Genomic DNA, 20,716 nt, shown 5'->3' on the forward strand with positions numbered 1-20,716 from the left:
AGTTGTGTATAAGAGACAGGGGGGCGGGCGGCTCGTCGGACATCGGGCAGCAGGATAGCGGGGCCGCGACCGGCGGCAAAGCACCAGCGAGCGCGGTGCTTTCCGCGAAACCGCGCCACCATGGCGGATGACAGCGCCGCCGCCGCTTGCTACTCAGCCAGGGATGTCGCGTTCAGCCCGCCCGCTGCTGCGCTTGCTGGCCCTGCTGCTGTTGCTGCAGTGGGGGGCCGGGCTGTGGCCACATCTTGGTGGGATGGCCGGCACCGCCCAGGCTGGCGAGATGGTCATCATCTGCACGCCCGACGGCTTCCACAGCCTGCGCATCGGCCCCGACGGCCAGCCGCTGGAGGAAGACGGGCCGTCCCTGCCCAAGGCCGCCGGCTGCTGCCAGCTGTGCCAGGCGCCGCTGACCGGGGCCGACCTGGTGCCGGGGCCGGTGCTGCCGGCGCCGCGGCTCGTCGCGGGCCCGGCCATCGCCATGGTGGCGCAGGTTCAGGCGCTGAGCTTCCGCCCGCCGCCCGCCATCCGCCATTCGCGGGCGCCACCCCAGGCCTGAAGACCGCCGACCCGCCCGGCGCCTGACCGGCGCCGATCCGTCGTCCTCTTCAGGATCAGCTGCATCATGCCTGCCAACCCATCGCCGGGGGCCGGGGCCGCGCGCGCCAGCCAGGCCGCCGAGCTCAAGGCCTTCGTGTCCCGGCTGCATTTCTATGTCGGCCTGCTCACCGGCCCCTTCCTGCTGGTCGCCGCGCTGACCGGTGTCCTCTACGTTCTCACGCCGCAGCTCGAGGATTTTCTCTACAAGGACGCGCTGACGGCGACCGCCGAAGGGCCGCCCCGCCCGCTGGCCGAGCAGGCCGCCGCCGCCCAGGCCGTGGCCGGGCCCGCGGCGCGGCTCTTCGCCCTGCGCCCGGCGACCGCCCCCGGGCTGACCACGCGGGTGATGTTCATCACCCCGGGCCTGGGCGAGTCCGAAAGCCGGGCGATCTTCCTCGACCCCGCCAGCCTGGCGGTGCGCGGCGACATGATCGCCTATGGCACCAGCGGCGTGCTGCCGCTGCGCACCACCATCGACTACCTGCACCGCAACCTGATGCTGGGCGATGCCGGGCGGCTCTACAGCGAGCTCGCCGCCTCCTGGCTGTGGCTGCTGGCGCTGGGGGGCGTGCTGATGTGGACCTGGCGGCGCACCGGGCGGCTGGCCCGGCAGGCGCCGAAGAATGTCCGGCTGCGGACGCGCAACCGGCATGGCGTCACCGGGCTGGTGGTGGCGCTGGGGCTGCTGTTCCTCTCGGCCACCGGCCTGACCTGGTCGCAGCTGGCCGGCGCCCGGATCGACGCGCTGCGCGGCGCGCTGGGCTGGGTGACGCCCGGGGTGACCGTGGCGCTGGCCGAGGCGCCCAGGGAAGCCAGCGCCGCTGCCCCCGACCCGCATGCGCATCACCATGGCGGCGGCGCCATGCCGGCGGCGCCGGTGGCGCACGATGCGGTGGGGCAGCTCGACGCGGCGCTGGCGGCGGCGCGGGCGGCGGGGATCGATTCCAGCTTCGTCGAGATCCGCCTGCCGCGGCCGGGGCGGGCCTGGCTGGTGCGGGAATATGACCGCTCCTGGCCGACCCAGGTCGACACCGTCACCCTCGACCCGCGCGACCTGTCCGTCACCAGCCGCGCCGACTTCGCCACCTTCCCGATCGTGGCGAAGCTGATCCGCTGGGGGATCGACGCGCATATGGGGGTGCTGTTCGGCCTGCCGAACCAGCTGCTGATGGCGGCCCTCGGCATCGGGCTGATGGTGGCGACCGTCTATGGCTACCGCATCTGGTGGCAGAGCCGCCCGGCGCCGGGGGCGGTGCCGCGCAGCCTGACCCTGGCCTGGCTGCGGCTGGGCTGGACGGCGCGGGGCGGCGTCGTGCTGCTGGCGCTGGCCATCGGCTGGACCCTGCCTATGGCCGGCTTCAGCTTTCTGCTGTTTTGGGCGGTGGATGCGGGGCGCTGGGCGCTGGCGCGGCGGCGCTCGCCGCTGGTCGCCGCCGAATAGTTTTTTTCGGGATCGGGCGCGCTTCCTGGCGCGCCCGGTAGCGGCGCCAGCAGGGCACAAAAAAACCCGCGCCGAAGCGCGGGTTTTTTGCGTCGCCCACCAAAGGCGGGTGGTGCTGCTACAGGGAATCGAACCCTGGACCTCTCCCTTACCAAGGGAGTGCTCTACCGCTGAGCTACAGCAGCGTGCCGCCGGTGGAAGCGAGGCGCTCTCTAAGGGGGCGGCGGCGCCGGCGCAACCCCCTTTTTGCAGGAAGGCGATGCGGAGGGGGAAAAGACCACGCCGCTCAAAGATCGCCGCGGGTGTCCTCGGGGGCCTCGCCGATGGCCAGGTAGCGGTCGGCCAGGCGGTCGGCATGCGGGGCGAGCTGCTGCGCCAGCAGGCCGGAGGCGGCGGAGACCAGCAGCAGCACCAGGAGCTGCAACCGAAGCGCGCCGCGGCGGATCCGGGCGCCCAGGCTGCGGGAAGGGTTGGTCTGGGTCATGTGGGGGCAACGCGCGCCCGGCCGGAATGTTGGCCGGCCGGGACGCACATCGACGCGAGCCCGAGCCGCCGCTCAGGGACGCGAGCCTGAGCAGGCGCTTACGCCCCGGGGTCGCCGAAGCGGCCGCCCTTGCGGATCGCCTCCCACAGCCCGAGCGCCGCGATCGCCAGGTTGGGCAGCGCCGCCTGCAGCTCGGCCGAGACGCTGACCCCGAGGCCGGCGCTGAGCATCAGGAAGATGCCGCGCCAGGTGCTGGGCTGGGTGATCTGGGTGCGCAGCCAGCTGTCCATCGCCGGGCGCCCCTCAGCTGCCGGTGATGGTGACGGCCTCGGCCGGCACGGTGACGGTGCCGGGGCCGGAGACCGCGGCGGTCGCCGCCAGCAGCCCATAGGCCAGGCCGTTGCCGCCGGTCGCCGCGTCATACAGCCCGACATGGGTCAGGTTGCCGGCGGCGGCGCTGAAGACGAAGCGCACCGTCTCGACATTGCGCTGCTGGCCGGTGCCGGTGAAGGTCACCCGCTGGCGGGCATAGCCATTGCCCACCGGCTCGCCGGTCAGGCCGGCGGTGCCGCCGCCGGAGCCCAGCGCCAGGAAGATGGTGGCGGGCAGCGCCGGCGACCGGCCGCACAGCGCGCGGGCCAGGATGTTCTTCGAATAGTCGGTCAGGATGGGCATGCGGGCTTGTCCTTGTCTGACACGGGAAAAAACGGGCTTCAGGGCGCCGACAGCGCCTGCAGCATGGCGTTGGGCAGGCGCGCCGGGCGGTAGTCGAGCAGCGCCAGCTGGCCGTTGGCGGCCTGGGTCAGCGCCGCGTTGGCATGGCCGGCCAGCAGCTGGACCAGGCCGCCGGGCAGGGTGATGGCGGCGGCCTGCACCGTGCCGCCATTGAGGCAGAGGGCGAGCTCGCCCCCCGACCAGGCCAGCGCCGCGCGGAAGGCGGTGCCGGCGATCATCGAGCCCCCGGCCAGCGTCGCCAGCGTGGCGCCGGCGCCGATGGCCAGCGCCTGGATGGCGCTGCCGCCGGCCGCGTTGCGCAGCACCAGCCGGTTGGCGTCGCTGCCGGCGTCGAGCTGCAGCAGCCCGGCCGGCGTCGCGCCGGCGGCGGCGGGCAGCAGCGCCTGCACCACCAGCGTGCCCTCGGCGCCGAAGCCGCCCGCGGGCGACCAGGTCAGCGCGTCGGCCGCGCGGCTGGAAACGGCGGGCGTTCCTGCCACCGGCAGGATTGGCGAGGAGGCCGAGGACGCCTTCTCCAGCTGCGGCAGGCCGAGGCGGAGGGTCAGGTCCACCACCTCGGCATTGGCGATGTTGGTGCGGAACAGCAGCAGCAGCCGCCCCGTCGTCGCGCTGGCCAGCGTCCGGGTGTGCGACCAGCGTTGGCCACGCAGCGCTGCGGTGGTGACGGCGCGGATATCGGCGCCGCCTTCGGAGAGGTAGCCGGCGGCGGCCGTGTATTCGATCAGCAGCGCCTGGACGACGCCGGCCGGCAGCGCCCCCGCCGCGATCTTCGCGAAGAAGCTGCCGGTCCAGGTCTCGCTTTGGGCGGCCACCACCTGGGTCGCCGCCTCGAACTTCACCTGCACCTGGCCGGCCGCCGTCGCCGTGCCCGACAGGCGCCAGTCGACATAGGGGATGTTGTCCTCGACGCCGGTGCCGACGATCGCCAGCGTCAGGCCGGAACTGTTGAAGGTGGCCCAGCTGGTGGGCAGCGTGCCGGGGGTGCCGGTGACGGCCCCCTCGGCGCGCGGGTTGCGCAAGGCATTGCTGCGCGCCTCCTCCACCAGCAGCCGGCGGGCCGGGCCGTGGAAGCGCGGCGTGTTGGCCGCGGCCGGCTGCCAGATGCCGGCGACGTCCTGGGCCAGGGCGGCGCCGGCCCGCGTCACCGCCAGCCGCTCGTTGAAATCGGGGCCGAGCAGGCGCAGCGCGGTTTCCGGCGTCACCGCGCCCGCCATCGGGGCGTGCTGGAACATCAGGGGGCCCCCGCGCCGGTCAGGTGGCAGATCCGCGTGGTGCCGCCGTCGGGCGAATAGACCAGCAGGGTCGCGACACCGCCCGAGCGGATCTTGGTGAAGCCGTCGCTGTTGCTGGGGGTGCTGCCGGTGAAGCCCGACAGGGTGAAGGCCAGGTCGGCGCCGGTGCGGTTCACCACGCTGCAGGAAAACCCGTCGCCGGTGCTGGCCCAGTTGATCGACAGCGTGGTGCCCGGATTGGCGATCAGCATCCGCGCATTGTGGCTGGCCTGGGCGAGCGCGGTGGCACCCGACAGCAGCACGGTGGTCATCCGCCGGTCGGTGAACTGCGCATCGACATATTGGCGGGTCGCCGCATGCAGCGCGGCGGTCGGGTCGGCGGCCAGCACCAGCGGGCCGGTGGCCACCGTCAGCGTGCCGTTGCTGGCCAGGCGCAGCCGCTCGGTCGGCGTCGAGCCGCTGCGGGTCTCCAGCACCAGGTCGTTGCCGGCGACGGTCAGCTGGGCGATGGCGGCATTGGCGCTGTTGGCCAGGGTGATCTGCGCGCCGTCGCTAGCGCTGCGGCGATGGATGTTCACCGCGCCGTCGGTATCCGCTGACAGCCGCGTCTCGATGGCGGCGGAGGCGGAGACCGAGGCGAGCTCGACCCGGCCGGCGGCGATGCGCTGGGTGGTGGCGGTGCCCGGCGCCTGGCGGTTGCCCAGCAGCTGCAGCCGCTGCATCGCCGCCGCGGTGTCGGCGGTGAAGGTGACGGCGCTGGTGTCGCAGCCATTGACGATGACGCTGCCGGCGCTGGCGCCGAGATGGATGGTGCTGACCGCGACATTGCTGGTGCCCGGCGCGCCGGTGAAGTCGCAGCCGAGGAAGGAGAGCTGGCCGCTGAGCACCTCGGCGATGCGCCGCGCGCCGCCGGTGACATCGACCCCGATGATCTCGTGCTGCTCGGTGCCGGTGGTGCTGACCTGGACCGAGCAGCCCTTCGACGAGATGAAGCCGCCGACGACCTTGTTGCGCAGCGAGGTGCCGGCGATGCGGATGCCGATGGTGGTCGGGTCCGCCATGTCGTTCCAGCCGTCGGTGCCGATATTGTTGAAATGCCCGGCATGCACGGCGTTGCGGATGTCGAAGCCGATCTCATGGCCGTATTCGAAGCAGTTCTCGAAGCTGGCCATGTCGGAGTCATTGACCACGAAGGCGATGCCGAGCCGCCGGTTCGGGTTGATATAGACCGCGCCGCCGGAGCCCCAGCTGCCGGCGAAGGCGCTGCCCTGCAGGTCGAGCCGGGTGCTGTCGACGACGGTGACGATCCAACGGCCGTAGCAGGCAGGCGCGCCGCTGGTGCGCACCTCGGCGATATTGACCATGTCGCCGGTCGACAGCCCATGCGCGCTGGCGGTGGTCAGGCGGAACAGCCCGGCGCCGTTGTTCTCCACCGCCGCGATCGGCAGCCGCGTGTTCGACCAGCTGCGCGCCGTGGTCAGCAGCGGGTGCCAGTTGACCTCGCTGATGCGCGACACGTCGAAGGAGCGGCCGAGATACAGGCCATTGGTGCAGTCGCCCAGGATGTCGTTGACGCGCACCCGGGCATTGCCGTCGCTGTAGATGCCCCAGTTGAAGCCGAGGATCAGCAGCCGGGTCAGCGAGCTGTCGGCGCCATTGCCCGCGCTGCCGCCGGCGGCGCCATTGCCCACCGTGATGGCGGTGCCGGCGAAGGCGGCGGCCTCGTCCAGCCCCTGGCGCAGGGTGGTGGCGCGCGTCATGCCCGCGCGCAGGATGGCGACGCCATGGATGCCGCCATTGCGCTGGACGCGGATGGTGTAGCTGGGGTTCAGCAACAGGGCGTAGCGCAGCGTGGCGTAGTCGCTGTTCATGCGGAAGCCGCCCTGGTGCGGCTGGCCCATCAGGATGACGTTCTCGCGCACCAGCAGCTCGGCGCTGTTCACCAGGTAGCGGCGCGGACCCAGCATCACCGTGCCGCCGCCGAGCGCGAAGGCGGCGCTGATCGCCGCGTTGATCGCGGCCGTGTCGTCGGTGGTGCCGTCGCCGACGGCGCCGAACTCGCGCACATGCAGCGGCCGCTCGGCCAGGATGCCGGCGCGCAGCTGGGCGACGGTGGTGCGGCGGGTCTCGCCCGAGATCAGGCCGCCCTGCACCACGGGGGCGATGTCCTGGTCGCTGACGGCACTGACCACGGGCAGCTCGGTGATCTTCTTGTCGGGCATCGTCGGGGGGATCCTTGGCGCAAGCGCGGGGAAGGCGGCGATGGAAGGGGGAGGGCCAGGACGCTCAGAGCAGCAGCTCGCCGCCCTCGATGCCGGTCAGGCTCATTCCGGATTCGGTCAGCAGCGCATAGGGCTCGGTGACCACGAAGGAGGCCGAGGTCTGCGTCGCCAGCGGCTCGGCCGCGTCGGTCACGCGGATGCGGTAGCCGCTGCCGGGGGAGGGGGCGGTGAAGTCGGTGGACGCGCTGCCGGCCGAGACGCTGACCGTCGTCGGCCCCGCGATCACCGCGCCGGCCGAATTCAGCATGCTGAAGATCACCGAGGTGACCGGGCCGCTGACGCGGGCGGCGACGGTGAAGACGCGGCCGACATAGAGGCCGGTCGGCAGCGGATCGAGCGCCACGCTGCGGGTCTGCGCGCTGACTGCGGCCATGGTCATCTCGAACAGCAGCGCCGCCTCGGCGTTGATCCGCAGCGGGGCGGCGGTGGCGCTCAGCACCAGGCCGTTGCCGACGCTGCCATTGGCCAGCACCGGCATCAGCACGATGGCGTCGGCGGCCTCCAGCAGGATGACGTGGCCGGGCTTCAGCCGGCTGATCGCCGCGGTGAAATAGCCCGGCGCCAGCACGGCGGCCCGGGTGTCGGTGGTGATGTAGAGCCACAGGGTGAAGCTGTCGGTATTGGCGAGCGCGGTCAGGCCGCGGGCGTCGAAGGGCATGCGCGTCTCCTGCTGGATCGGCGGAGGGGGACCCCATACGAAAAAGCCCGGCGCCTGCGGGGGCAGGGCCGGGCCAATGCGGGAGGGGAGGGTCGGGAGGATCGGGTGAGCGGCGGCAGGCGCAGCTCGCCCGCTGACAGGGCTAGGAATTAAATACGTTGTCGGGCGAAGTCAAGAAAAAAATCCTATTATAGCGACGATCCCGCTGACCAGCCGCGCAGGGGCGTGGACCGGCGGCGGCGCAGCGCCTAGCCTTGCCGGCTCCGGCCCCCTTCCAGCCCGCAGGAATGACCGCATGCTTCGCCGCCTGCTCGCCGCCGTTCTTCTGACGGCCCCTTTCGTCGCCCTGCAGCCCGGTGCCGCCAGCGCCCAGCAGGCGACGCCCCCGCAGGCGACATCCCCGCAGGCGCAGACGGTGCTGAACGTCTACAACTGGTCGGATTACATCGACCCCTATGCCATCGCCCGCTTCCAGCGCGAGACCGGCATCCGCGTGCGCTACGACGTCTTCGACAGCCTGGAGACGCTGGAGGGCAAGCTCTCCGCTGGGCGCTCCGGCTATGACGTGGTGGTGCCGACCAGCGAGCCCAGCTTTTCCCGGCTGGTCCGCGCCGGCGCGCTGCGGCCGCTGGACCGCAGCGCGATCCGCAACTGGGGCAACCAGGACCCCGCGCTGCTGCGCCAGGTGGAAAGCTCCGACCCCGGCAACCGGCATGGCGCCATCTATCTCTACGGGACCATCGGCCTGGGCATCCGGCCGGACAAGGTGCGGGAGCTGGCGCCGGACGCGCCGCTCGACAGCCTGGACCTGCTGCTGAAGCCGGAGAATGCCCGGCGCCTCGCGCGCTGCGGCATCGCGGTGATGGATTCGGCGATCGACGTGCTGCCCAGCGTGCTGCGCTGGCTCGGCCGCGACCCCAACACCACCGAGCCGCGCGACCTGCGCGCCGCCGAGGATGCGCTGCTGGCCGTCCGCCCGCAGATCCGCGCCATCACTGCCAGCGGCAACCTGATGGATGCGCTGGCCAATGGCGAATACTGCGTCGTGCTGACCTATAGCGGCGACGTCATCCAGGCCCAGGCCCGGGCGCGCGAGGCCGGCCGCGGCGTGCAGATCGGCTATGTGGCGCCGAAGGAAGGCGCGCAGCTGTGGTTCGACATGCTGGCCATCCCGGCCGATGCGCCGAACCCCGAGGCGGCGCAGCGCTTCATCGACTTCCTGCTGCAGCCCGACGTGATGGCCGGCATCACCAACCAGGTGCGCTACCCGAACGCCGTCCCGGCCTCCCGCCCGCTGGTCGAGGCCGCGGTGCGCGACGACCCCAATGTCTATCCGACGGCCGAGGCGCTGACCCGCACCTTCACCGTCAATGCCCTGGCGCCGGCGGCCGAGCGGGCGCGCAGCCGCAGCTGGGGCCGCTTCAAGGCCGGCCGGTAAGCCAGGCGGATGCTGCTGGCGTTGCACGGGCTGACGAAGCGCTTCGGCGCGACGCTGGCGCTGGATGATCTCGACCTCGCCGTCGCCGGCGGCGAATTCTTGACTCTCCTGGGCGGCTCGGGATCGGGGAAGTCGACGCTGCTGCGCGTCATCGCCGGCTTCGAGGCGGCCGATTCCGGAAAGATCCTGCTGGAAGGCCGCGACCTGGCGCCGCTGCCGCCGCATGCGCGGCCGCTGAACATGATGTTCCAGTCCTATGCGCTGTTCCCGCATCTCTCCGTCGCCGACAATGTTGCTTACGGCTTGAAGCGGGACGGCGTCGCCAAGCCGGAGCGCGCCCGCCGCGTCGAGCAGGCGCTGGCCATGGTGGGCCTCGAAGGCTTCGGCGGGAGATCCCCGCAAAAACTGTCGGGCGGCCAGAAGCAGCGCGTCGCCCTGGCGCGGGCCCTGGTGAAGCGCCCGCGGCTGCTGCTGCTGGACGAGCCGCTGGGCGCGCTGGACGCCAACTTGCGCGAGCGCACCGGCTTCGAGCTGCGCGCCCTGCAGCGCGAGACCGGGGCCGCCTTCATCATGGTCACCCATGACCAGCAGGAGGCGCTGGCGCTGGCCGACCGCGTCGCCGTGCTGGAGGGCGGGCGGCTGGTGCAGCTCGGCCCGCCGCGCGCCGTCTATGACCAGCCCGCCACCCGCTTCGTCGCCGGTTTTCTGGGGGGTGCCAATGTGCTGGAGGGGGTGCCGGACGGGCAGGGCGGCTTCGACTGCCCCGGCCTTGGCGTGACGCTGCATCCCGCCGCCGCCATCCCCGACGACTGCCGCGCCTGCGCGCTGCGCCCCGAGCGCATCGCCCATCTGGCCTTGGCCGACCGCCCCAACAGCTTCGACGGCATCGTCGAGGAAGTCGCCTTCCGCGGCGACGACAGCCTGCTGCTGGTGCGCGCCGCCGGCGGCGCCCTGCTGCGCGTCGGCCATGCCGAGGAGGACGGCCCGCCCCCCGCGCGCGGCAGCCGCATCGCGCTGGGCTGGGAGGCGGCGGCGCTGGTGCCGCTGGCCGGCTGATGCGGCGGCTGCTGCCGCTGGCGGGCGGCGCCTGGCTGGCCGCCTTCGTCGCCGCCCCGCTGCTGGTGGTGCTGGTCCTCGCCCTGTCCACCGCCGCCGAGGGCGTGCCGCCCTTCGCCCTGCCCTGGGTCGAGGGCGTCAACCTGGAAGCCTTCGCCCTCGTCCTGACGGATCCGTTTTATGTCGAGTCCCTCGGCGGCGCGCTGCTGGTGGCCGGGGGTGCCGCGACGCTGTGCCTGCTGCTGGCCTTTCCGATGGCGCTGGGGCTGACCCGGGCGCGGCCCTCCTGGCGCGGGCCGCTGCTCTTCGCGCTGCTGCTGCCCTTCTGGACCGGCTTCCTGCCGCGCATCGGCGCCTGGATCGGGCTGCTGCGCGACGAGGGCTGGGTCAACACCGTGCTGGAAAACCTCGGCCTGATCAGCGCGCCGCTGCCGCTGCTCTATTCCTGGCCGGCGCTGTTCCTCGGCATGCTGCATGCCTACCTGCCCTTTGCCGTGCTGCCGCTCTATGCCTCGCTGTCGCGGCGCGACCCGGCGCTGGAGGAGGCCGCGGCCGATCTCGGCGCCACCCCCTGGACGGTGTTCCGCAGCGTGACCCTGCCGCTGGCCATCCCCGGCGCGGCCGCGGCCTTTCTGCTCGTCTTCATCCCGGCGGCCGGGGAATATGTCATCCCCGAGCTGCTCGGCCCCCCCGGCACGCCCATGGTCGGCCGGGTGTTGTGGCAGGAATTCTTCCAGAACCGCGACTGGCCGACGGCGGCGGCGCTGGCGGTGCTGCTGCTGGCGCTCCTCCTGGCGCCGATCCGCCTGTTCCAGCGCCTCGGCACCAGCCGATGAGCCGCGGCCGGCTGACCGCCCTGCTGCTGGCGCTGGGCCTCGGCTTTCTCTGGGCGCCGGTGCTGCTGCTGGCGGGCTATGCCTTCAGCGCCGACCGGATTCCCTTCCAATGGGGCGGGTTCTCGCTGCGCTGGTTCGCCGCGCTGGCCGCCAATGACCGGCTGGTCGAGGCGGCGCTGCTGTCTCTGCGGGTCGCCATCGGGGCGGCGACGCTGGCGGTCCTGCTGGGCGGCACCTTCGGCTGGGTGCTGGCGCGGCGCGGGCCGTTCCGCGGACGGGCGATCTTCGGCGCGCTGGCCGGCGCGCCGCTGGTGCTGCCCGATGTCGTCATCGGCCTGGCGCTGCTGCTGTTCTTCGTGCTGCTGCAATCCGGCCTGGGCTGGCCGGCCGAGCGCGGCGCCACCACCATCCTGCTGGCCCATGCGACGATCGGTAGCGCCTATGCCGCCGTCCTGGTCCAGGCCCGATTGGCGGAACTGGCGCCGGAGCTGGAGGAGGCCGCCCGCGACCTGGGCGCCACCCCCGCCACCGCCTTCCGCACCGTCACCCTGCCGCTGATGGCGCCGTCGCTGGCGGCGGGCTGGCTGCTGGCCTTCACCCTGTCGCTGGACGATGTGGTGGTGGCCAGCTTCGTCTCCGGCCCCGCCGGCACCACCCTGCCGATGCAGGTTTTCTCCATGTTGCGCCTCGGCCTCACCCCCGAGATCAACGCCCTGGCCTGCGTCATCCTGGTGCTGGGCGGTGTCGCCCTGGCGGCGGCGCTGCTGCTGCAGGCAGGCCTCCGCCGCCGCACCAGCCAGGACTAGGCTTCGACGCGGGCCTCCACGCGGGCCTCGACGGGGCGGCCGGCCTCGGCCCGCTGCAGCAGGGCGGCGACGCCGAAGACGGCCAGGCCCCCCAGCGTCAGCGCCGCGCCGATGCCGCCCGTCGCGGTCCAGCCGAAGGCCGCGACCACCACCCCGCCCAGCCAGGCGCCCAGCGCATTGGCGATGTTGAAGGCCGAGTGGTTCAGCGAGGAGGCCAGCATCTGCGCATCCGGCGCCACGTCCAGCAGCCGGGTCTGCAGCGCCGGCGTCAGCCCCATGCTGGTGGCGCCGATCAGGAAGATGTTCAGCGTCACGCCGACCAGGCTGACCGGGGTGAACAGGAAGCAGAACTGCGCCACCGCGCCAGTGATCAAGGCGATCCCGATCGCCCGCATGACGCCCCGGTCGGCCAGCCAGCCGCCCAGCAAATTACCAAAGATCATGCCGCAGCCGAAGACGGCCAGCATCAGCGGCACCTGCGCCGCGGCCAGGCCGGTGACCTCGGTGAGCGTCGGCGCCAGGTAGGTGTAGATCGAGAACATGCCGCCGAAGCCGATGGCCGCCGTCGCCAGCGCCAGCAGCACCTGCGGCCGCAGCATGGCGCGCACCTCGCGCCCGGCGCCGATCGCCGGGCCGGGGCCGATCACCGGCAGGCAGACCCGCACCAGCACCGCGCAAGCCAGGGCGATGACGGCGACGATGCCGAAGGCCAGCCGCCAGCTGGCCGCCTGGCCGATCCAGGTGGCCAGCGGCACGCCCAGCACATTCGCCAGGCTGAGGCCGAGCAGCACGCGGGCCACCGCGCTGGCGCGCCGCTCGGGCGGGGCGAGGGAGGCCACCACCATCGCCGCCGTCCCCAGATAGGCGCCATGCGGCAGGCCGGCCAGCAGCCGCGCCGCCGAGATGCCCCACAAGCCGCTGCCCAGCGCGCTGGCGAGATTCCCGAGGCCGATCAGCAGGGCCAGGCCCACCAGCAGCCCGCGCCGCGGCGCGCGGGCCAGCAGCAGCGCGAAGACCGGCGCGCCGACGACGACGCCGATGGCATAGGCGCTGATGGTCAGCCCGGCCTCGGGCACCGCGACCCCGCTGTCGCCGGCGATCTGCGGCAGCAGCCCCATGGCGGCGAATTCGCTGACGCCGAGCGCCAGGGCGCCCAGGCAGAGCGCGAGCTCGGCGGCGGCCAGGCCATAAGGCAGCGCGGTATCGGGGGATGTCTTGGCCATGGGCGTTCCTTTCGGCAGGAAAGGACGCTCCCTCGGCGCCGAGGGCTAGCATGGGCATGCTGCGGTGCAAACCCCGCGCGATGGCGGGTCAAATCCGCCCGTGGCGAGTTGTCGCGGCCGGCGCAGGGGCCTAGGGTGCCCAGCGTTTTTTGTCCGGATCGCCATCGCCATGTCCTTGACCGCCGAGCGGCTCGACCGCATCTCGCCCTCCCAGACCATCGCCATCTCGGCCAAGGCGCGCGCGCTGAAGGCGGAGGGGCGCAACATCATCAGCCTCTCGGCCGGCGAGCCGGATTTCGACACGCCGCGCAACATCAAGGACGCGGCGATCGCGGCCATGGAGCGGGGCGAGACGCGCTACACCGACGTCTCCGGCACCAAGGCGCTGCGCGAGGCGGCCGCCGCCTATTTCAAGCGCGAGCACGGGCTTGACTACACGGCGGAGGAGATCGTCGTCTCCACCGGCGGCAAGCAGGTGATCTTCAACGCCATGCTGGCGACGCTGAACGCCGGCGACGAGGCGATCATCCCCGCCCCCTGCTGGGTCTCCTACCCCGACATCGTGGCGCTGGCCGACGGCAAGCCGGTGATCGTGCCGGCCGGGCAGAACCAGGGCTTCAAGATCACGCCCGAGCAGCTCGAGGCCGCGATCACGCCGAAGACCAAGTGGCTGATCCTGAACAACCCGTCCAACCCGACCGGCGCCGCCTACACGGCCGCCGAGCTGAAGGGCCTGGCCGAGGTGCTGCTGCGCCACCCGCAGGTCTGGGTCTTCACCGACGACATCTACGAGAAGCTGGTCTATGGCGGCTTCAAGTGCAGCACCATCGTCGAGGTGGAGCCGCGCCTGAAGGAGCGGACCATCACCATGAATGGCTGCTCCAAGGCCTGGGCGATGACCGGCTGGCGCATCGGCTTCGCCGGCGCGCCGCTGAAGCTGGCCAAGGCGATGGACAAGCTGCAGAGCCAGTCGACCTCGGCCACCTCCTCGATCAGCCAGGCGGCCGCCGTCGAGGCGCTGAACGGCCCGCAGGACTCGGTGGAGGCGATGCGCGTCGCCTATGAGCGCCGCCGCGACCTGGTGGTCGGCCTGCTGAACCAGGCGCCGGGCATCCATTGCCTGACGCCGGAGGGCGCCTTCTACGTCTTCCCCTCGATCCATGGCTGCCTGGGCAAGACCACCGCCTCGGGCAAGACGATCGAGTCCGACGAGGATTTCGTCACCCTGCTGCTGGAAGACGAGGGCGTGGCCGCCGTGCATGGCTCGGCCTTCATGTTCCCCGGCCATTTCCGCATCAGCTACGCCACCGACGACGCCTCGCTGGTGGAAGCCTGCAGCCGCATCCAGCGGTTCTGCGCGGGCCTGAAGTGAGCGGCGCGGAGGGGCGGGACCTCCCGCCCTTCCGCTTCCAGCCGGCGGCGGAGGCGGATTTCGAGCGGCTGCTCGACCTCTCGGTCCGCACCATGCGGCCGCAGCTGGAGGCGCTCGGCCGCTGGGACCCGGTGCGGCGCCGCACCCGGATGCGCGCCAGCTTCTCGCCCATGGCCAGCCGGTTGATCGAGGCCCCCGACGGCACGCTGCTGGGCTGCGTCTCGGTGCACGACCACGAGGACCATGGCGAGGTCTGCCAGCTCTATCTGGAGCCCGCGGCCCAGGGCTCCGGCCTCGGCCGCGCGGTGATGCTGGCGATCATGGACGAGCGCCCCGACCTGCCGCTGCGCATCGAGGTGCTGAAGGGCAGCCGGGCGAAGGCCTTCTATGAGCGGCTGGGCTTCGTGGTCACCGCCGAGCAGGACGTGGACTGGGCGATGGAGCTGGCCCCCCGCCTCTGAGGCCCGCGGCTCAGCGCAGCAGCAGCATTCCCACCACGGCGCCGCCGCGCATGTCGAAGCGGGTCACGGTGCCGTCCTCCTGGGCATAGAGCAGGCCGCGCACGCCGCCCTGCAGGGCGACCTCGCGCGCCGGCGGGCCATGCCGGCGCAGCACGCTGCTGGCGGTCTGGCTCGGCCGCACCCCGCCCAGCGTGCCGGCGAAGCCTTCTTCCAGCAGCAGGGCGCGGACCGTCCCGGCGCGGTCCAGATAGGCGGTGACGCCGGGGGCGACGGGCAGCCGCGCCTGCATCGACGAGGCCTCCGGCGCGCCGGGCAGCGGCTCCGGCAGCGCCGCCAGGCCGAGCCGGGCGCGCAGCGCGTCGCCTGGCTCGCCGAGGGCCAGCGGCGCGCCCTCCAGCTGGCCGGGGGCCGGGCCGGCGGCGGCGGGCGCGGTGCCGAAGCGCTCCTCCCGCGCCGCCTGGATGATGCCGGCCAGGTCGCGGTCACGCAGCGCCTGCTCGACCAGATCCTTCATCAGCACGCCCGACTGCGCCGTGCTGCAGGCGGGCGGCGTCGCGCTGCGCGGGCCCTGGCCGGCGGCGGCGACCTCGGCCCGCTCGGTGTCGGAGAGCCAGGCGGGCAAGGCGGGGGCGGCGAAGCGGGCGCCGCCATGGCATTGCCCGGCATAGGCGGCGTGTTCCGCCGCCCGCGCCTCCAGCCGCTTGGCGACGGACAAAAATTCGTCGCGCAGGGCGACCTCGTCGAGGATCGGGCGGCGGGCGCTGGCGGCCAGGCGGGCGCGCTCGGCCTCGGCCAGGCCGGCGCCGGGGTCGGGCGAGGGCGGGCCCATGACCACGGCGCGCAGCCGCTCGACCGAGAGGAACTCGGCCGAGACGGCGGCCTGCAGCAGGCAGATCGGCAAGGCGAGGGCGGCCAGGACCAGGGGGGGCAGCCGGCGCGGCCGCTCCCGCAGGGTGCCGATGGCCAGGCCGATGCCGATCAGCGCCATGGCCAGCCCGCCCAGGTTGAAGCGGCTGTCGCCGACCAGGGCGCCATTGACCCGGACCTCGTTGCTGAAGCCGAGGAACAGCCAGAAGGGGACCAGCCCCAGCGCGATCGCCACCAGCGGCCGCCGCAACCCGCGCCAGATCTCTTTCACGTCGCCCGTCCCGGTTGATCCGCCCGGGGCTTAGCCCCCGGGCGGCGGCTCGCAAAATCGCAAAGAGTTGCCGAAGGGGTCGCCGACCGTGACCATGCGGCCCCAGGGCAGGCTTTCCAGCCCTGGCCGGGCGTTGCGGTACTGCTTCGCCGTCAGCTCGGCATGGAAGGCGTCGATGCCGGCCATGCGGATGAAGACGGTGGCGCCGGGGCAGGCATCGCCATGATGCTCGGTCAGGTGCAGCAGCAGGGCGCCGCGGCTGATCTGCACATAGAGCGGCAGGTCCGGGGCGAAGCGATGCTCCCAGTCCAGGGTGAAGCCGAGGAAGTCCAGGTAGAATTCCCGCGCCTTGGCTTCGTCGAAGCTGCGCAGGACCGGGATGGTGGCGAGGAAGGCGGGATCGGTGGTCATGCCCGCATTCTCGCCAGGCCAGCGCCGAGGAAAAGGGCTTTCTGCCGTGGCGGGCGGCGAAAGCAGGGCGGTTCTGCGCTTTGGCGGTCCCGCATGGCCTTGGCGCGGCGGGCAAGCCTCTCTAGGCTGCGCCACCGCCGAAGTTTCCGGAGAATGTCTGAGCCATGCCTGCCCTTGCTGGTCGCCTGAAGGATATCGCCGTTTCCGCTTCCGTCGTCATGGGCACCCGTGCCCGTGAGCTGGCGGCCGAGGGCAAGAAGGTCATCAGCCTCGCCGCTGGCGAGCCGGATTTCGCGACCCCCGCCCATGCCATCGAGGCGGCGCACAAGGCGGCGCTGGCCGGCGACACCAAGTACCCGCCGACCGACGGCACCCGCGCCCTGAAGCAGGCCATCCAGAAGAAGTTCAAGCGCGACAACAACCTGGACTACGCGCTGGACGAGATCCTGGTCGCCAATGGCGGCAAGCAGATCATCATGGACGCGCTGCTGGCCACCTGCGACGCCGGCGACGAGGTGCTGATCCCCGCCCCCTACTGGGTCAGCTATGCCGACATGGCCAAGCTGGCGACGGCGACGCCGACCTTCGTCAACTGCCCGCAGAACAACGGCTTCAAGCTGCGGCCTGAGGACCTGGAAGCGGCGATCACGCCGAAGACCAAGTGGCTGCTGCTGAACTTCCCGTCCAACCCGACCGGCGCCACCTGCTCGCGCGCCGAGATGCGGGCCATCGCCGACGTCATGCTGAAGCATCCCGACGTCTGGATCCTGACCGACGACATGTATGAGCACCTCGTCTATGACGGCGGCTTCTGCACCATCGCCGAGATCGAGCCGGCGCTGAAGGACCGGGTGCTGACCGTCAACGGCGCGTCGAAGTCCTATGCCATGACCGGCTGGCGCGTCGGCTTCGCCGGCGGGCCGAAGCCGCTGATCAAGGCGATGGCCAATATGCAGGGCCAGCTGACCAGCGGCATCAGCACGATCAGCCAGGCGGCGACGGTCGCGGCGCTGGAAGGCCCGCAGGACCTGCTGGCCGAGCGCGCCGGCATCTATCGCGAGCGGCGCGACCTGGTGGTCGACATGCTGGCCGAGGCGCCGGGCCTGTCCTGCCACAAGCCGGAGGGCGCCTTCTACGTCTATCCGAACATCGCCGGCTGCATCGGCAAGACCAGCCCGGGCGGCCGCAAGATCGAGACCGACACCGACTTCGCGCTCGCCCTGCTGGAGGAGAAGCTGGTCGCCACCGTGCAGGGCACGGCCTATGGCATGAGCCCCTATATCCGCATCTCCTACGCGACGGACACCGAGAGCCTGCGCGAGGCCTGCACGCGGATCCAGGAGTTTTGCCGGGCGCTTTCGTGAACGACGGCGTCACCATCATGGCACCCCCCTCGTCACGGCCGGCGGCACGGATCCGCCCCGGCCGGGACGAGGATGCGGCTGACTATATCCGGCTGATCGGCGATGCCTGGGGCGAGTATCCCAACTGCATCCTGGACGTCGACGGCGAGGTGCCGGAGCTGCGCGCGCTGGCCAGCCATTTCGGCGCCGCCGGCGGCGCGGTCTGGGTCGCCGAGCGCGGCGGGCGGGTGACGGGGATGGTGGCGACGCGGCCGCTCGGCTCCGACAATGCCTGGGAAATCTGCAAGATGTATGTCGAGCAGGCGGAGCGGGGCAGCGGCCTGGCGCATGTCCTGCTGGGCGGCGCCGAGATCTATGCGCAGCAGCAGGGCGCGCAGCGCATCGTGCTGTGGACCGACACGCGCTTCGACGCGGCGCATCGCTTCTACGAGAAGCGCGGCTATGTGCGGGCCGGGTCGATCCGCATCCTGGACGACATCTCGCATTCGCTGGAATTCCGCTACGCCAAGCCGGCGCACGGGCTGGTGATCGAGGCGCTGGACGCCGCCGCCGCCGCCAGCGCCGAGCGCAACCTGGCCGATATCCTGGCGGCCTGCGTGGCCGACGGCGCCAGCGTGGCCTACCAGGCGCCGCTGTCGCCAGAGACGGCGCGCGGCTTCTGGCGCAAGATCTCGGGCGATGTGGCCATGGGCAACCGGCTGCTGCTGGTGGCGTGGCTGGACGGGCGGATGGCGGGGACGGCGCAGCTGCATTTGGCCATGGCCGAGAACCAGCCGCATCGCGCGGTGGTGGAGATGCTGCTGGTGCATCCGGAATTCCGCCGGCGCGGCGTCGGCCGGGCGCTGATGCGGCGGGCGGAGCAGGCGGCGCGCGGCATCGGCCGGTCGCTGCTGACGCTGGACACCCGGGCCGGCGACGCGGCCGAGCGGCTGTATCGCAGCCAGGGCTGGGTCGAGGCCGGGCGCATCCCCGCCTTCGCCCGCAATGCCGACGGCACCTTCGGCGACCAGCTGTTCTTCTATCGGTCGCTATGACCACGCCGGCCTTCTGCCGGATGATGGCGACCTATAACAGCGAGATGAACCGGCGCTTCTATGCCGCCGCGGCCGGGCTGACCGAGGCGCAGCGGCGCGAGGATCGTGGCGCCTTCTTCGGGTCGCTGCAGGGCACGCTATGCCATGTGCTGTGGGCCGACACGATCTGGCTGCACCGTTTCACCGGCAGTCCGCCGCCGCCGGTCTCGATCGATCGCAGCGCCAGCATGATCGAGGATTTCGCCGCGTTGCGGGCGGAGCGGGCGCGGATGGACGGGGTGATCGAGGCCTGGGCCGGCTCGGTCAGCGCCGCTGTGCTGGATGGCGAGCTGGCTTACTACAGCGGCGCGATGGGCCGCGAGGTGCGGCGTCCGATGGCTTTGCTGGCGGTGCATCTGTTCAACCACCAGACGCATCACCGAGGCCAGGCGCATGCGTTGCTGACCAGCTTCGGCGCCGCCACAGGCGACACCGACCTCCCCGCCATTTTTGTTTAAACAGACAGAAAAAAGAAGGGGTCCAGGGGAATTCCTTCCCCTGGCCTTTTAACTTGTGAAGAATTCTCCCGCCGCCCGAAGAACTTCGTCAGGCGCTTCCTCCGCCAGATAGTGCCCCGACGCCACGGCATGCCCGTCGACGCTGTCGGAGGCGTATTGGCGCCACAGCTCGACCGGCTGGTACCATTGCCCGATCTTGCCCTTGGCGCCCCAGAGGACCAGCAGCGGGCAGGCGATCTTCTGGCCGTCCTGCCGGCTGGCGCGGTCGTGCTCCAGGTCGATGGAGGTGGCCGCCCGGTAGTCCTCGCAGATGCTGGCGACGGTGCCGGGGCTGCGCAGCGCCGCCAGGTAGTCGGCGCGGGCTACGGGATGGAAGAAGCTGCGGTCCTTGGGCTCGCGCCCGGTGTGCAGGTCGAACCAGTCCTCGACGTCGCGCAGGATCATGCGCTCGGGCAGGTCATGCGGCTGGGCCAGCCAGAACCAGTGGTAGTAGCCGAGGGCGAAGGCCATGTCGGTGCGCTCGAAATGCTCGAGCGTGGGCACGATGTCGAGCAGGGCCAGGCGCTGCACCGCCTGGGGCGCGTCGAGGGCCAGGCGGTGGGCGACGCGGGCGCCGCGGTCATGCGCGAGCACCTGGAAACGCTCATGCCCGAGGCCCTGCATCAGCCCGAGAAGCTGGCGCGCCATCGCCCGTTTCGAATGCGCGGCGTGGTCGGCCGAGGGCGGCGGGCTCTGGGTCAGGCCATAGCCGCGGATATCGGGGCAGATGACGGTGAAGCGCTGCGCCAGGACCGGCGCCACCTTGTGCCACATGGCATGGGTCTGCGGATTGCCGTGCAGCAGCAGCAGCGGCGGGCCGGCGCCGCCGCGGCGGAGACGGACCGTCTCGCCCTCCACCTGCCGTTCCTCGAGGGTGAAGTCAGGGAAGAACATGGCCGCCTCCTTGGTCTGCGTCAGAATTCCAGGCCGAGAACGGTCCAGACGCCGAGCAGGATGCCGAGCAGCGACAACAGCATCGACAGGCCGGGCCAGACGGCCTTGGGCCCGCGGGCGGCGAGCAGCACGTTGAAGGCGAGCGACAGGCCGAAGCCGAAGGCCACGGTCAGCAGCGGCCGCTGATAGGCGCCCCAGAGCAGCAGGCCGATCCACAGGTAGAAGGCGAGCCGGGACAGCAGCCGCCAGGCGAGGTCGGCCGCGTCGGAGGCGGGGCGCAGCTCGGGGACATTGGCGCGCGTGTTGATGAAGGCGCCCCCCGACAGCAGCATCAGAGCGGGAAGGAAGGTGTCCATGGCTCGGCGGTAGCCCGCGGCCGCGGGATTGCCAAGACCGAAAACGCAACGTTCTGGCTGGCGCGGCCTAGTTGTCGGTGCAGCAGGGCTCGGTGGGGCCGGCGCAGCGGCCGCCGCGCAGCAGCAGCGGGCAATAGGGGCATTCCTGGCGGTCGGGCAGGCGGTAGAGCAGGCAGCAGGTCTTGCGCCAGCGCTGCGGGCCGGCGGGGCCGTCGAGAGTGTGCATCGGGTCGTGCAGCGGATTGGCGCTGCCATCGGGCAGGTGGGTGGCCTCGACCACGACCCTGTCTCTTATACAAAACTCCGAGCCCACGAGTCGAACTCCTATCTCGTATGCCGTCTTCTGCTTGAAAGAAAAAAGA

22 protein-coding genes and 1 tRNA gene are annotated in these 20,716 nt (G+C 71.9%); 11 read left to right on the plus strand and 12 right to left on the minus strand.

Annotated elements, in window-relative coordinates:
• The first annotated feature begins 163 nt into the window (after positions 1 to 163).
• Positions 164 to 556: a DUF2946 family protein gene (locus GVN67_RS21130; protein WP_159999312.1), complete on the plus strand. Its 393-nt coding sequence runs from the start codon at positions 164 to 166 to the stop codon at positions 554 to 556.
• Positions 557 to 622: 66 nt separating this feature from the next.
• Positions 623 to 2,038 carry a PepSY domain-containing protein gene (locus GVN67_RS21135; protein WP_159999313.1) on the plus strand — a complete coding sequence of 472 codons (1,416 nt, stop codon included), beginning with the start codon at positions 623 to 625 and terminating at the stop codon, positions 2,036 to 2,038.
• Positions 2,039 to 2,148: 110 nt separating this feature from the next.
• Here GVN67_RS21135 and GVN67_RS21140 read toward each other — a convergent pair.
• The 7 genes from GVN67_RS21140 to GVN67_RS21170 form a co-directional block, all read right to left on the minus strand.
• Positions 2,149 to 2,223, minus strand: a tRNA-Thr gene (locus tag GVN67_RS21140).
• Positions 2,224 to 2,324: 101 nt separating this feature from the next.
• Complete coding sequence (locus GVN67_RS21145; RefSeq protein WP_159999314.1) at positions 2,325 to 2,522, minus strand: hypothetical protein; 198 nt, start codon at positions 2,520 to 2,522, stop codon at positions 2,325 to 2,327.
• Between the two features lie 98 nt (positions 2,523 to 2,620).
• Complete coding sequence (locus GVN67_RS21150) at positions 2,621 to 2,812, minus strand: hypothetical protein (RefSeq protein WP_159999315.1); 192 nt, start codon at positions 2,810 to 2,812, stop codon at positions 2,621 to 2,623.
• A 13-nt stretch (positions 2,813 to 2,825) separates the two neighbouring features.
• Positions 2,826 to 3,197: a hypothetical protein gene (locus GVN67_RS21155; protein WP_159999316.1), complete on the minus strand. Its 372-nt coding sequence runs from the start codon at positions 3,195 to 3,197 to the stop codon at positions 2,826 to 2,828.
• Positions 3,198 to 3,235: 38 nt separating this feature from the next.
• Entirely contained in the window at positions 3,236 to 4,489 is a 1,254-nt protein-coding gene (locus tag GVN67_RS21160) for a hypothetical protein (RefSeq protein WP_159999317.1), read from the minus strand.
• Complete coding sequence (locus GVN67_RS29775; protein ID WP_200845332.1) at positions 4,489 to 6,711, minus strand: glycosyl hydrolase family 28-related protein; 2,223 nt, start codon at positions 6,709 to 6,711, stop codon at positions 4,489 to 4,491. Before GVN67_RS29775 ends, GVN67_RS21160 begins: the two co-directional genes overlap by 1 nt.
• A gap of 64 nt (positions 6,712 to 6,775) precedes the next feature.
• Positions 6,776 to 7,429 carry a hypothetical protein gene (locus GVN67_RS21170; RefSeq protein WP_159999318.1) on the minus strand — a complete coding sequence of 218 codons (654 nt, stop codon included), beginning with the start codon at positions 7,427 to 7,429 and terminating at the stop codon, positions 6,776 to 6,778.
• Between the two features lie 295 nt (positions 7,430 to 7,724).
• On the opposite strand from GVN67_RS21170, the gene GVN67_RS21175 reads away from it, so the two are divergent.
• From GVN67_RS21175 to GVN67_RS21190, 4 genes are read left to right on the plus strand one after another with little or no spacing between them, the layout of a single operon-like run.
• A complete protein-coding gene (locus GVN67_RS21175; protein WP_159999319.1) occupies positions 7,725 to 8,867 on the plus strand; it encodes a polyamine ABC transporter substrate-binding protein in 1,143 nt (380 codons plus the stop codon).
• Positions 8,868 to 8,876: 9 nt separating this feature from the next.
• Complete coding sequence (locus GVN67_RS21180; RefSeq protein WP_159999320.1) at positions 8,877 to 9,923, plus strand: ABC transporter ATP-binding protein; 1,047 nt, start codon at positions 8,877 to 8,879, stop codon at positions 9,921 to 9,923.
• Positions 9,923 to 10,759: an ABC transporter permease gene (locus GVN67_RS21185; protein ID WP_159999321.1), complete on the plus strand. Its 837-nt coding sequence runs from the start codon at positions 9,923 to 9,925 to the stop codon at positions 10,757 to 10,759. The genes GVN67_RS21180 and GVN67_RS21185 overlap by 1 nt, the downstream gene beginning before the upstream one ends.
• Positions 10,756 to 11,565: an ABC transporter permease subunit gene (locus tag GVN67_RS21190; protein ID WP_159999322.1), complete on the plus strand. Its 810-nt coding sequence runs from the start codon at positions 10,756 to 10,758 to the stop codon at positions 11,563 to 11,565. Before GVN67_RS21185 ends, GVN67_RS21190 begins: the two co-directional genes overlap by 4 nt.
• Here the strand turns inward: GVN67_RS21190 and GVN67_RS21195 are convergent.
• Positions 11,562 to 12,788 carry an MFS transporter gene (locus tag GVN67_RS21195; RefSeq protein WP_159999323.1) on the minus strand — a complete coding sequence of 409 codons (1,227 nt, stop codon included), beginning with the start codon at positions 12,786 to 12,788 and terminating at the stop codon, positions 11,562 to 11,564. The genes GVN67_RS21190 and GVN67_RS21195 overlap by 4 nt on opposite strands.
• Before the next feature lie 169 nt (positions 12,789 to 12,957).
• Here GVN67_RS21195 and GVN67_RS21200 point away from each other — a divergent pair, with 169 nt between their 5' ends.
• Complete coding sequence (locus GVN67_RS21200) at positions 12,958 to 14,160, plus strand: pyridoxal phosphate-dependent aminotransferase (protein ID WP_159999324.1); 1,203 nt, start codon at positions 12,958 to 12,960, stop codon at positions 14,158 to 14,160.
• Positions 14,157 to 14,621 carry a GNAT family N-acetyltransferase gene (locus GVN67_RS21205; protein ID WP_159999325.1) on the plus strand — a complete coding sequence of 155 codons (465 nt, stop codon included), beginning with the start codon at positions 14,157 to 14,159 and terminating at the stop codon, positions 14,619 to 14,621. Before GVN67_RS21200 ends, GVN67_RS21205 begins: the two co-directional genes overlap by 4 nt.
• A gap of 10 nt (positions 14,622 to 14,631) precedes the next feature.
• Here the strand turns inward: GVN67_RS21205 and GVN67_RS21210 are convergent, their stop codons facing one another.
• Entirely contained in the window at positions 14,632 to 15,759 is a 1,128-nt protein-coding gene (locus tag GVN67_RS21210; RefSeq protein ID WP_159999326.1) for a hypothetical protein, read from the minus strand.
• 30 nt (positions 15,760 to 15,789) lie between these two features.
• Positions 15,790 to 16,170, minus strand: coding sequence for a glyoxalase superfamily protein (locus GVN67_RS21215; protein ID WP_159999327.1), 381 nt, complete (start codon positions 16,168 to 16,170; stop codon positions 15,790 to 15,792).
• 164 nt (positions 16,171 to 16,334) lie between these two features.
• On the opposite strand from GVN67_RS21215, the gene GVN67_RS21220 reads away from it, so the two are divergent.
• From GVN67_RS21220 to GVN67_RS21230, 3 genes are read left to right on the plus strand one after another with little or no spacing between them, the layout of a single operon-like run.
• Entirely contained in the window at positions 16,335 to 17,534 is a 1,200-nt protein-coding gene (locus GVN67_RS21220) for a pyridoxal phosphate-dependent aminotransferase (protein ID WP_159999328.1), read from the plus strand.
• Entirely contained in the window at positions 17,516 to 18,568 is a 1,053-nt protein-coding gene (locus GVN67_RS21225; protein ID WP_235035405.1) for a GNAT family N-acetyltransferase, read from the plus strand. The genes GVN67_RS21220 and GVN67_RS21225 overlap by 19 nt, the downstream gene beginning before the upstream one ends.
• Positions 18,565 to 19,065 (plus strand): DinB family protein, encoded by a 501-nt coding sequence (locus GVN67_RS21230; RefSeq protein ID WP_159999329.1) that lies wholly within the window; start codon positions 18,565 to 18,567, stop codon positions 19,063 to 19,065. Before GVN67_RS21225 ends, GVN67_RS21230 begins: the two co-directional genes overlap by 4 nt.
• 48 nt (positions 19,066 to 19,113) lie before the next feature.
• Here the strand turns inward: GVN67_RS21230 and GVN67_RS21235 are convergent, their stop codons facing one another.
• Together GVN67_RS21235 and GVN67_RS21240 are read right to left on the minus strand one after the other, a co-directional pair.
• On the minus strand, positions 19,114 to 19,998 hold the full coding sequence (locus tag GVN67_RS21235) for an alpha/beta fold hydrolase (protein WP_159999330.1): 885 nt from the start codon (positions 19,996 to 19,998) through the stop codon (positions 19,114 to 19,116).
• A gap of 20 nt (positions 19,999 to 20,018) precedes the next feature.
• On the minus strand, positions 20,019 to 20,354 hold the full coding sequence (locus GVN67_RS21240; protein ID WP_159999331.1) for a multidrug DMT transporter permease: 336 nt from the start codon (positions 20,352 to 20,354) through the stop codon (positions 20,019 to 20,021).
• Between the last annotated feature and the right edge of the window lie 362 nt (positions 20,355 to 20,716).

Origin of the sequence: Roseomonas sp. 18066 (assembly GCF_902706185.1) — a bacterium.
Classification (GTDB): domain Bacteria; phylum Pseudomonadota; class Alphaproteobacteria; order Acetobacterales; family Acetobacteraceae; genus Pseudoroseomonas.

What these genes read in the sequence shown, in the direction of transcription:
- GVN67_RS21130 (WP_159999312.1), top strand. Translation starts at nt 164, where the DNA reads ATGTCGCGTTCAGCCCGCCCGCTGCTGCGCTTGCTGGCCCTGCTGCTG.
- GVN67_RS21135 (WP_159999313.1), top strand. Translation starts at nt 623, where the DNA reads ATGCCTGCCAACCCATCGCCGGGGGCCGGGGCCGCGCGCGCCAGCCAG.
- GVN67_RS21145 (WP_159999314.1), bottom strand. Translation starts at nt 2,522, where the DNA reads ATGACCCAGACCAACCCTTCCCGCAGCCTGGGCGCCCGGATCCGCCGC.
- GVN67_RS21150 (WP_159999315.1), bottom strand. Translation starts at nt 2,812, where the DNA reads ATGGACAGCTGGCTGCGCACCCAGATCACCCAGCCCAGCACCTGGCGC.
- GVN67_RS21155 (WP_159999316.1), bottom strand. Translation starts at nt 3,197, where the DNA reads ATGCCCATCCTGACCGACTATTCGAAGAACATCCTGGCCCGCGCGCTG.
- GVN67_RS21160 (WP_159999317.1), bottom strand. Translation starts at nt 4,489, where the DNA reads ATGTTCCAGCACGCCCCGATGGCGGGCGCGGTGACGCCGGAAACCGCG.
- GVN67_RS29775 (WP_200845332.1), bottom strand. Translation starts at nt 6,711, where the DNA reads ATGCCCGACAAGAAGATCACCGAGCTGCCCGTGGTCAGTGCCGTCAGC.
- GVN67_RS21170 (WP_159999318.1), bottom strand. Translation starts at nt 7,429, where the DNA reads ATGCCCTTCGACGCCCGCGGCCTGACCGCGCTCGCCAATACCGACAGC.
- GVN67_RS21175 (WP_159999319.1), top strand. Translation starts at nt 7,725, where the DNA reads ATGCTTCGCCGCCTGCTCGCCGCCGTTCTTCTGACGGCCCCTTTCGTC.
- GVN67_RS21180 (WP_159999320.1), top strand. Translation starts at nt 8,877, where the DNA reads ATGCTGCTGGCGTTGCACGGGCTGACGAAGCGCTTCGGCGCGACGCTG.
- GVN67_RS21185 (WP_159999321.1), top strand. Translation starts at nt 9,923, where the DNA reads ATGCGGCGGCTGCTGCCGCTGGCGGGCGGCGCCTGGCTGGCCGCCTTC.
- GVN67_RS21190 (WP_159999322.1), top strand. Translation starts at nt 10,756, where the DNA reads ATGAGCCGCGGCCGGCTGACCGCCCTGCTGCTGGCGCTGGGCCTCGGC.
- GVN67_RS21195 (WP_159999323.1), bottom strand. Translation starts at nt 12,788, where the DNA reads ATGGCCAAGACATCCCCCGATACCGCGCTGCCTTATGGCCTGGCCGCC.
- GVN67_RS21200 (WP_159999324.1), top strand. Translation starts at nt 12,958, where the DNA reads ATGTCCTTGACCGCCGAGCGGCTCGACCGCATCTCGCCCTCCCAGACC.
- GVN67_RS21215 (WP_159999327.1), bottom strand. Translation starts at nt 16,170, where the DNA reads ATGACCACCGATCCCGCCTTCCTCGCCACCATCCCGGTCCTGCGCAGC.
- GVN67_RS21220 (WP_159999328.1), top strand. Translation starts at nt 16,335, where the DNA reads ATGCCTGCCCTTGCTGGTCGCCTGAAGGATATCGCCGTTTCCGCTTCC.
- GVN67_RS21230 (WP_159999329.1), top strand. Translation starts at nt 18,565, where the DNA reads ATGACCACGCCGGCCTTCTGCCGGATGATGGCGACCTATAACAGCGAG.
- GVN67_RS21235 (WP_159999330.1), bottom strand. Translation starts at nt 19,998, where the DNA reads ATGTTCTTCCCTGACTTCACCCTCGAGGAACGGCAGGTGGAGGGCGAG.
- GVN67_RS21240 (WP_159999331.1), bottom strand. Translation starts at nt 20,354, where the DNA reads ATGGACACCTTCCTTCCCGCTCTGATGCTGCTGTCGGGGGGCGCCTTC.